Genomic DNA, 9,052 nt, shown 5'->3' on the forward strand with positions numbered 1-9,052 from the left:
GGGGGCAAGACCAGCAGGCTCACAAAGGTCGGTTGGCGTCCGGATCGGGCGCGCGTTTTTGCGGCAGCAGCAGCACCACGCTGACCAACGGCCACAGCAACGCCTCCAAGGCTGGCGCCAGCAGCAGCGACCATCCGGGGAAGTCGTCGCCGGCAAGCAGGCGCAGCGACAGGGTCAGGGCATGGGCCGCCACAAACAGGGGAAACACCTGCGCCGCTTGCGACGGCACGCTGAACCACAGCAGGCGGCGGTGCAAGGCAATCGCCAGAAAGCTCAGCACAGCGTAGGCCAGGGCATGCTGGCCAAGCAGCGCGCTTTGGTGAACGTCCATCGTCAGGCCCAAAAGGAACGCCGCACTCATGCCCACTCGCATCGGCTGATGGATGGTCCAGAACACCAGCACCAGCGCCAGCACGTCGGGCAACCAGGCCGCGCGCCCGAACAAGCCCATATTGACCAGCATGTTGAAGCCCAGGGCGACCAGCAGGCTGCTCCAGATGAAGAGCGAACTGGCAGGCAGCAGCAATTGCTGACCGCGCGGCATGATCATGGCTGACCTCCCTGGGTGCCACGCGCGGACTCGGCTGCTGCAACGGGTTTGGCCGGCACCTGATTCATCAGGGGTTTGAGCACCAGCACATGAAGAGTGCCGTCCAGGCGGGCAACTGGCGCTGCCGTGATGCGGGCAAAAGCCGATTCGGCCCGGCTTTCCGTTTTCAGCACGCGGGCCACCTGCAGGCCGGGCGGGTAGATGCCATCAACGCCGCTTGTGGTCAGCAGGTCGCCGGCCACCATATCGACGTTAGCATCCATGTAGCGCAACTCCAGGGTGCCGTGGCGCAAGCTGGCGTTGCCAAAGGCCAGCCCGCGGGCGCCGGTGCGCGCGTTGAGCACGGGAATGGCCTGGTTGGGATCGGTGATCAGGGTAACTTCGCTGACCGAGGGGTAAACCCGGGTGACCTGGCCCAGCACACCCGACTCGTCCAGCACCGGTGCGCCCGCCGCCACGGCATCGAGGGCACCCTTGTCGAGGATGACTTTGCGGGTGTAGGGGTCGGCGGCGTCGTACAGGACCTGGGCCGCCAACGCCGGCGTGTTGATGCGCGCGCGCATCTCGAGCAAGGCGCGCAGACGAGTGTTCTCGAGCGTGAGCTGCTCGACTTGCTGGGCGCGCTGGGACTGCAAACCCAACTGGTACTGGGCCGCTGCTTCCCTGGCCTGGGAGCGGTTCAGGGATTCAAAATACTGGCTGCCGCCCTGCGCCCAGATGATGGGGCGCAGCACCAGCCATTGCACTGGATAAAGCGCGGTGGCGATCACATCGCGTAGCGGCTGGGTAACCTGAAAACGCACATCGGTCACCATCAGCAGAAGCGCCAGGGTGCTGAAAAAAATCAACTTGGACAGGGCGGACGGACCCTGCCTGAAAAAGGGCGGCGGTGTGCTGTCCAGCGTACCGAGAGGCATCGCTGTGTGGCCCGCTTATTCGCTGGTAAAAATGGAGCCCAGCCGGTCCATCTGCTCCAGCGCCATGCCGCAGCCGCGCACCACGCAGGTCAGCGGGTCCTCGGCCACCAGCACCGGCAGGCCGGTTTCTTCGGCCAGCAAACGGTCCAAGTCGCGCAGCAGCGCGCCGCCGCCAGTGAGCATCATGCCGCGGTCGGCAATGTCGGCGCCCAGCTCAGGGGGGGTTTGTTCCAGCGCATTCTTCACGGCCGACACAATGTTGTTGATCGGGTCGGTCAGGGCTTCGAGGATTTCGTTGCTGGAAATGGTGAAGCTGCGTGGCACACCCTCTGACAAGTTGCGGCCACGCACCTCCATCTCGCGCACTTCGCTGCCCGGAAAGGCCGAGCCGATGTTTTTCTTGATGGCTTCGGCAGTGGGCTCGCCAATCAGCATGCCGTAGTTGCGCCGTATGTAGTTGATGATGGCCTCATCGAAGCGGTCGCCGCCAACGCGGACACTGCCTTTGTACACCATGCCGCCAAGCGAGATCACGCCGACTTCGGTGGTGCCGCCGCCGATATCGACCACCATGGAGCCACTGGCCTCCGATACCGGCAAACCGGCGCCAATGGCGGCTGCCATGGGTTCCTCGATCAGATACACATCGCTGGCACCGGCACCGAGGGCGCTTTCGCGGATGGCGCGGCGCTCGACCTGGGTGGAACCGCAGGGCACGCAGATGATGATGCGCGGGCTGGGGCGAAAGATCGAGCGCGGGTGCACCATCTTGATGAACTGCTTGAGCATTTGCTCCGTGACCGTAAAGTCGGCAATCACGCCGTCTTTCATGGGGCGGATGGCTTCGATGTTGCCAGGGACTTTGCCCAGCATGGCCTTGGCTTCCTTGCCGACCGCCTGAATCGTCTTTTTGCCTTGCGGGCCACCTTCGTGACGAATGGCGACGACCGAGGGTTCGTCGAGCACGATGCCCTTGTCGCGCACGTAAATCAGGGTGTTGGCGGTGCCAAGGTCAATGGCGAGGTCAGTCGAAAAATACTGACGAAATGATCCAAACATGGGTAAATCCTTTGGGCATATGGGGCGCTTCGGCCCGCATATCGCCAAGTAACGAGTTCAAAATGGGTTAACTTTGGGCTTAAAGTCGCGCTGCTGCACGCTGCCGCTCAAGGGATGGATAATACCCTATTGCCTGTGCATAACTTTTTTAAAAACCATGTTTTGGCCTTCACTTACACCCTGTTTCGATTGAACACCCATGTCAATTTCCCTTGCTGATATCGACCGACTGGCGCATTTGGCGCGGCTGGGCCTTAAGCCCGATGAACGCGAGCGCATGTGCTCACAACTCAATGATTTTTTTGGTATTGTGGAAAAAATGCGCGCGGTGGACACCAGCGGCATCACGCCGTTGGCGCATCCCGTGGAAATCATGGGCGATGTCGCGCTGCGCCTGCGCGACGACATCGCCAGCGAGCCCAACCAGCGCGAAGCCAATATGCGCAATGCGCCAGCGCTCGATGCCGGCCTGTTTCTGGTGCCCAGGGTGATTGAATAAACCAAAAAGAATACTTCATCATGACGCAAACCTCCTCCGATCTGCACGATCTGACGGTGGCCCAACTGGCCACGCTCTTACGCGAACGCAAGGTCTCGGCGCTCGAGACGGCCCAGTACTTTCTGAGCCGTGCCGCAGCCCACGCCGAACTCGGCACTTTTCTGGACCTGCAACCCGACACCACGCTGGCCCAAGCCCGTGCCGCCGATGCGCGCCTGGCCGCCGGCAACGCCGGGCCATTGACCGGCGTGCCGCTGGCGCACAAGGACATCTTTGTCACGCGCGACTTCGCCACCACGGCGGGCTCCAAAATGCTCCAGGGCTACCGCTCGCCGTTTGATGCCACGGTCGTGGCCAGGCTGGCCGAGGCCGGGGCCGTGACACTGGGCAAGCTCAATTGCGACGAATTCGCCATGGGTTCGGCCACTGAAAACTCGGCTTATGGTCCGGTCAAAAACCCCTGGGATACCAGCTGCATTCCCGGCGGTTCCTCGGGCGGCAGCGCCGCCGCCGTGGCCGCGCGCCTGACACCGGCCGCCACCGGCACCGACACCGGCGGCTCGATCCGCCAACCCGCCTCGTTCTGTGGCGTCACCGGCATCAAGCCCACCTACGGTCGCGCCTCGCGCTACGGCATGGTGGCCTTTGCCTCCAGCCTCGACCAGGCCGGGCCGCTGGCGCGCAGCGCCGAAGACTGCGCCCTGATGCTCAGCGCCATGTGCGGCCCCGACCCCGACCGCGACTCGACCTCGCTCGACATGCCCGCCGAAGACTTCACGCGCAGCCTCAACACTGACCTGGCCGGGCTGCGCATCGGCATTCCGGCCGAATTTTTTGGCGAAGGCCTGGCCCCCGACGTGCGCGCTGCCATCGATGCGGCCTTGAAGGTATTGGAGCAACTCGGTGCTAGGTTGGTACCCATTTCGCTGCCGCGCACCGAGCTGTCGATTCCGGTGTACTACATCATTGCGCCGGCTGAGGCGTCGAGCAACCTGAGCCGTTTTGACGGTGTCAAGTTCGGCTTTCGGGCCAAACAATACACCGACCTCAACGACATGTACCTGCAAACCCGGGCGCAAGGGTTTGGTGACGAGGTGAAACGCCGCATCATGATCGGCACCTATGTGCTGAGCCACGGCTACTACGATGCCTATTACCTGCAGGCACAAAAAATCCGCCGCATGATTGCCGACGATTTTCAGCAGGCCTTCAAGCAGTGTGACGTGATTGCCGGGCCGGTGACGCCCACCGTGGCCTGGAAACTCGGCGGTCACAGCGACCCCCTGGCCGACTACCTGGCCGACATCTTCACCTTGCCCGGTTCGCTGGCGGGTTTGCCCGGCATGAGTCTGCCGGTGGGTTTTGGCGCCGGGAAGATGCCGGTGGGCATGCAGCTGATCGGCAACTATCTGAGCGAGTCGCGCCTGCTCAACGTCGCCCACCGCTTCCAGCAAGCCACCGATTGGCATACCGCGAAGCCGCAAGGAATCTGAAGATGAACACCACTTTCCAAGATGACAAACCTGTCACCTCATCCCTGCTGATCATGGGTTACGAAGTCGTCATCGGCTTCGAGACCCACGCCCAGCTCTCCACCCAGTCCAAGATTTTCAGCCGCGCGCCGACCGCCTTCGGCGCCGAGCCCAACACCCAGGCCTGCGCCGTGGACTTGGCCCTGCCCGGCACCCTGCCGGTGATGAACAAGGGCGCGGTGGAACGCGCCATCGAGTTCGGCCTGGCCGTGGGTTCGCACATTGCCGAGCGCAGCATTTTTGCCCGCAAAAACTACTTCTACCCCGACCTGCCCAAGGGCTACCAGATCAGCCAGTTCGAGATCCCGGTGGTGCAGGGCGGCGCGGTCGAGTTTTACCTCGGTGACGAGAAAAAATCGGTGCGCCTGGTGCGCGCCCACCTTGAGGAAGACGCGGGCAAGTCGCTGCATGAGGACTTCATCGGCCAGACCGGCATCGACCTGAACCGAGCCGGCACACCGCTGCTCGAGATCGTCACCGAACCTGACATGCGCTCCACTGCAGAGGCCGTGGCCTACGCCAAGGAGCTGCACAAGATCGTGACCTGGATCGGCATTTGCGACGGCAACATGCAGGAAGGCTCGTTCCGCTGCGACGCCAACGTGTCGGTGCGCAAACCCGGCGCGCCATTGGGCACGCGCCGCGAGATCAAGAACCTGAACAGTTTCAAGTTCATGCAACAGGCCATCGACTTTGAGATTCGTTGGCAAATTGAAGAACTTGAAGACGGCCGCGCCATCCAGCAGGCCACGGTGCTGTTCAACCCGGACACGGGTGAGACGCGTGCCATGCGCACCAAGGAAGACGCCGCCGACTACCGCTATTTCCCCGACCCCGATCTGCCACCGCTGGTGATTTCGTCCGAGTGGGTGGAGCGGGTGCGCAGCGAAATGACCGAGCTGCCGCGCGTGATGGCGCAGCGTTTTGTGCGCGACTACGGCCTGTCGGACTACGACGCAACGACGCTCACACAAAGCCGCGAAGTGGCGGCCTATTTTGAAGCCGCGACCCAGGCCTGCGGTCAGCCCAAGATGGTGGGCAACTGGATCATGGGCGAGGTGTCTCGCCGGCTCAACTTGGCCGAGGCCGACATCAGCGCTTGCCCGATCAGCCCGGCCCAGTTGGCGCAGCTGGTCAGTCGCATCCAGGACGGCACCATTTCGAACAACGCCGCGCGCCAGGTGCTCGATGCGCTGTGGTCAGACCCGCAGGCCACAGTCGATGCGGTCATTGAGGCCAAGGGCCTCAAGCAAATGAACGACACCGGCGCGCTGGAAAAAATTGTGGATACCGTGCTGGCCGCGAACCCGAAAAACGTGGAGCAATACCGCGCTGGCAATGCCAAGGCGCTCAACGCGCTGGTGGGGCAGATCATGAAAGGCAGCCAGGGCAAAGCCAATCCGCAACAGGTCAATGCCTTGTTGTTGCAAAAGCTCTCATAAGCACTCACAGCGGGATCGCGCCACGTCGGCGCAGAGTTTTGCGAATTCAGCGCGTGCGCGCTGGTGACCCGCCGTCCAGCCTGGCCTGCCACAGTGGCACCAGGCGTTCGCGTTCCTGATCGAAGCGCGCGTTGACCCGCTCGATTTCGCTGCCCTGATCGGACAGAAAACGCTCTTGCGCTGCCAGAGTTTGCGACAGTTCATTGACCTGTTGTAGCAACTTGGGCGGCGCTCTGCTGGGGTCCTTGGCATAAAACGCCATTTCTTCATCCAGTTTGGCGCGTTCGGCACGCAGCACCGCCACACGCGCTGTTGCTGCCTGCCTGACCAGCATGAGTTGGGCCACTGCATCTGCCCGTTCTTTTTGGTGCGCGTCTTGATTGGGGTAGCGGATCAGCAGGGACCGGTTCAGACTTTTTTCTTCTTCCCTGCGGGCGAGTTCCTTCAGCTCAGCATTTCTTGCTGCCTCAACCTGGCTGCGTTCGGCGGCGGTCAGCACGGGTCCCAGCTTGGCTTTGACGGTACCGCTCGGGTTGAGGATGGTTTGTTCGCGATCCAGACATTGCACGATGGGCCGGTCAGAGGTGAGCTTGCGCCCTTTGACATCCACACAGGTGTAAATCTGGCTGCCCGTCGCGGATTGGGCACATAGTTCTGCGCAGAACGCCGCCAGCGTAAGCCCGGCACAGGCGGCACGAAGCCGGGAGATGCGCGTCGTGCGTGCTGTTATTGGCATGCCGCGTCCTCGCTGGTGCCGTAGCGCTCACGGTAGGCCTGCACCCGCTGGTGGGCGTCGGCCAGGCCGGGCACCCGGTGCTGCGCCAGGTAATGCAGCAGGTCGTCGAGCCGGGCAATGGCACAGACCTGCAGGCCCATTTGCTGCTGCACATATTGCACCGCGCTGTGGTTCACATCCATGCCATTTTCAGTTGCCTTTTCCTGCCGGTCCAGGGCGATGACCACGGCGTGCGCCCTGGCGCCGGCAGACTGGATCAGGTCAATGGATTCGCGCACCGCCGTGCCTGCGGACATGACGTCGTCCACGATCAAAATACGGCCATGCAGCGGCGCGCCCACCAAGCTGCCGCCCTCGCCATGGTCTTTGGCTTCCTTTCGGTTGTAGGCAAACGGCACGTTGCGGCCCATGCGGGCCAGTTCCACCGCCAGCGCTGCCCCCAGCGGAATGCCCTTGTAGGCCGGGCCGAAAATCATGTCGAATTCAAGACCGCTGCCAAGCAGGCGCTGCGCATAAAATTGCGCCAAGCGACCCAGTTTGGCGCCATCGTCGAACAGGCCGGCGTTGAAAAAATAAGGGCTCAACCGCCCCGCCTTGGTCTTGAATTCGCCAAAGCGCAGTACCCCGCAATCCACCGCAAACTGAACGAATTCCAGCGCCAGCGCCTCCTGGCCTGGCCTTTTGACAGCTTGGGGCTCATTTCGTTCAGTCATGGAAAAGTCCTTGTTCAAATTAACCAGCCTCAATCTCAATGGTATCCGCTCGGCCAGCAGCAAAGGCTTGCAAGCCTGGGTCGGGCAGACCGCGCCCGATTGTATTTGCGTGCAGGAAATCAAGGCCCGGGCCGACGATGTGGCGGGGCGCTTTGACCAGCTGGCCAATCTGCGCGGTTACTTTCATTTTGCCGAAAAAAAGGGCTACTCTGGCGTCGGCATCTACAGCCGCCGGGAACCCAGCGACGTCATCACCGGCATGGGCGTGCCAGAGTTCGATGCCGAGGGCCGCTACGTTGAGTTGCGTTTTGACAGCGCTGGCACCAAGCGTTCCATCATCAGTTGCTATTTTCCCAGCGGTTCGTCGGGCGAAGACCGGCAGCGGGTCAAGTTCAGATTTCTTGACGCGATCTACCCGTATTTGCAGCGGCTGAAGACCGAGCGCGAGTTTGTGCTGTGCGGCGATGTCAACATTGCCCACCAGGAAATCGACCTGAAGAACTGGAAGAGCAATCAGAAGAACTCGGGCTTCCTGCCCGAGGAACGTGCCTGGATGAGCAAGCTGCTCAGTGATGGCGGTCTGGTCGATGTATACCGCCGCCTGCATCCCGGCACCACCGACGAGGCATACACCTGGTGGAGCAACCGGGGCCAAGCCTACGCCAAGAACGTCGGCTGGCGCCTCGACTACCACCTGGCGACCAACGGTTTGGCTTCAGGTGCCAGGACGGTTTCAATCTACAAGGCCGAGAAGTTTTCAGACCACGCCCCCATCACGATCGCATACGACTGGACGCTTTGAATGGTGTGCAACCCGTCCGCTACCCGACGCATGCGCTGCAAATTTGTACTTAAGTCCAATAGCCAGCGCGTTTGCCGTGCATTAATCTATGTCCCACACAAATTCATAAATTGAGTGCACCCGCTCAATTTTCATTTTTACTGGAGATCATCATGGCCCAAATCGCTACTGTCGCAGCCATCAAAGGTACTGGCACTGCCTTTGCCGTCAACGAGCAAGGCGTTAGCCGCGCGCTCAAGGCTGGCGACGTCCTGCAAAAAGGCGAAACCATCCGCTCCGTCGGTGATGTGCAAGTTGAACTCCTGATGGGAGACGGCCGCTTGCTGGCCGTGGCCTCAGGCCAAGTCATACGCCTGGACGACAACGTGACTGAGTCAGATCAGCGCCCCACCGCGCAAGACAGTGCTGTGACCGACCCCGGCGCCACCGCCGAATCGGTCATCCAGTCCCTGGAGCGCGGCACTGACCTGAGCACTGAGCTGGAAGCCCCGGCCGCTGGTTTAACCGGCGGCGCTGGTAATGCTGATGGTGGTAGCACTTTTGTGCAACTCGTTCGCATTGTTGAGGGGGTTGACCCATTGGCTTACAACTACAGCTTTGAGCCACGGTCGATAGTTGACCTTCCAAGAAATCTTCAGTTTGAAATTCCTGAGACGACACCGGAAACTACGCCTGAAACGACACCGGAAACGACACCGGAAACGACACCGGAAACGACACCGGAAACGACGCCGGAAACTACGCCTGAGACGACGCCGGAGACGACGCCGGAGACGACGCCGGAAACGACGCCGGAAACGAC

The 9,052-nt window shown here is 61.7% G+C and carries 10 protein-coding genes; 5 read left to right on the forward strand and 5 right to left on the reverse strand.

All coding sequences use genetic code 11. The features are described from left to right. Positions 1 to 19: 19 nt before the first annotated feature. The 3 genes from mreD to PHF15_RS13550 are packed head-to-tail and all read right to left on the reverse strand — an operon-like array spanning position 20 to position 2,526. Complete coding sequence (mreD, locus tag PHF15_RS13540; protein WP_300121825.1) at positions 20 to 550, reverse strand: rod shape-determining protein MreD; 531 nt, start codon at positions 548 to 550, stop codon at positions 20 to 22. Beyond that, a complete protein-coding gene (mreC, locus tag PHF15_RS13545; RefSeq protein ID WP_300121826.1) occupies positions 547 to 1,467 on the reverse strand; it encodes a rod shape-determining protein MreC in 921 nt (306 codons plus the stop codon). Before mreC ends, mreD begins: the two co-directional genes overlap by 4 nt. A gap of 15 nt (positions 1,468 to 1,482) precedes the next feature. Next, on the reverse strand, positions 1,483 to 2,526 hold the full coding sequence (locus PHF15_RS13550) for a rod shape-determining protein (RefSeq protein ID WP_300121827.1): 1,044 nt from the start codon (positions 2,524 to 2,526) through the stop codon (positions 1,483 to 1,485). A 199-nt stretch (positions 2,527 to 2,725) separates the two neighbouring features. On the opposite strand from PHF15_RS13550, the gene gatC reads away from it, so the two are divergent. The 3 genes from gatC to gatB are packed head-to-tail and all read left to right on the forward strand — an operon-like array spanning position 2,726 to position 5,999. Next, complete coding sequence (gatC, locus tag PHF15_RS13555; RefSeq protein ID WP_300121828.1) at positions 2,726 to 3,025, forward strand: Asp-tRNA(Asn)/Glu-tRNA(Gln) amidotransferase subunit GatC; 300 nt, start codon at positions 2,726 to 2,728, stop codon at positions 3,023 to 3,025. 20 nt (positions 3,026 to 3,045) lie between these two features. Beyond that, entirely contained in the window at positions 3,046 to 4,518 is a 1,473-nt protein-coding gene (gene gatA, locus PHF15_RS13560; protein WP_300121829.1) for an Asp-tRNA(Asn)/Glu-tRNA(Gln) amidotransferase subunit GatA, read from the forward strand. Positions 4,519 to 4,520: 2 nt separating this feature from the next. Continuing rightward, the gene (gene gatB / locus PHF15_RS13565) at positions 4,521 to 5,999 is read left to right on the forward strand and encodes an Asp-tRNA(Asn)/Glu-tRNA(Gln) amidotransferase subunit GatB (protein WP_300121830.1); all 1,479 of its coding nucleotides are present in this window, start codon (positions 4,521 to 4,523) and stop codon (positions 5,997 to 5,999) included. 46 nt (positions 6,000 to 6,045) lie between these two features. Here gatB and PHF15_RS13570 read toward each other — a convergent pair whose 3' ends face one another. Both PHF15_RS13570 and pyrE read right to left on the reverse strand, forming a co-directional pair. Then, the gene (locus tag PHF15_RS13570; protein WP_300121832.1) at positions 6,046 to 6,735 is read right to left on the reverse strand and encodes a DUF4124 domain-containing protein; all 690 of its coding nucleotides are present in this window, start codon (positions 6,733 to 6,735) and stop codon (positions 6,046 to 6,048) included. Next, on the reverse strand, positions 6,726 to 7,448 hold the full coding sequence (gene pyrE, locus PHF15_RS13575) for an orotate phosphoribosyltransferase (RefSeq protein ID WP_300121833.1): 723 nt from the start codon (positions 7,446 to 7,448) through the stop codon (positions 6,726 to 6,728). Before pyrE ends, PHF15_RS13570 begins: the two co-directional genes overlap by 10 nt. Positions 7,449 to 7,458: 10 nt before the next feature. Here pyrE and PHF15_RS13580 point away from each other — a divergent pair, with 10 nt between their 5' ends. Beyond that, positions 7,459 to 8,250, forward strand: a complete 792-nt coding sequence (locus PHF15_RS13580; RefSeq protein WP_300121834.1) for an exodeoxyribonuclease III — start codon at positions 7,459 to 7,461, stop codon at positions 8,248 to 8,250. Between the two features lie 152 nt (positions 8,251 to 8,402). Continuing rightward, positions 8,403 to 9,052 (forward strand): retention module-containing protein (locus PHF15_RS13585; RefSeq protein WP_300121835.1); only part of this gene is annotated, 650 nt, incomplete at its 3' end.

This window comes from Rhodoferax sp. (genome assembly GCF_028689295.1).
Taxonomy (GTDB): Bacteria; Pseudomonadota; Gammaproteobacteria; order Burkholderiales; family Burkholderiaceae_C; genus Rhodoferax.

What these genes read in the sequence shown, in the direction of transcription:
- gatA (WP_300121829.1), top strand. Translation starts at nt 3,046, where the DNA reads ATGACGCAAACCTCCTCCGATCTGCACGATCTGACGGTGGCCCAACTG.
- gatC (WP_300121828.1), top strand. Translation starts at nt 2,726, where the DNA reads ATGTCAATTTCCCTTGCTGATATCGACCGACTGGCGCATTTGGCGCGG.
- pyrE (WP_300121833.1), bottom strand. Translation starts at nt 7,448, where the DNA reads ATGACTGAACGAAATGAGCCCCAAGCTGTCAAAAGGCCAGGCCAGGAG.
- PHF15_RS13550 (WP_300121827.1), bottom strand. Translation starts at nt 2,526, where the DNA reads ATGTTTGGATCATTTCGTCAGTATTTTTCGACTGACCTCGCCATTGAC.
- mreD (WP_300121825.1), bottom strand. Translation starts at nt 550, where the DNA reads ATGATCATGCCGCGCGGTCAGCAATTGCTGCTGCCTGCCAGTTCGCTC.
- PHF15_RS13570 (WP_300121832.1), bottom strand. Translation starts at nt 6,735, where the DNA reads ATGCCAATAACAGCACGCACGACGCGCATCTCCCGGCTTCGTGCCGCC.
- mreC (WP_300121826.1), bottom strand. Translation starts at nt 1,467, where the DNA reads ATGCCTCTCGGTACGCTGGACAGCACACCGCCGCCCTTTTTCAGGCAG.
- gatB (WP_300121830.1), top strand. Translation starts at nt 4,521, where the DNA reads ATGAACACCACTTTCCAAGATGACAAACCTGTCACCTCATCCCTGCTG.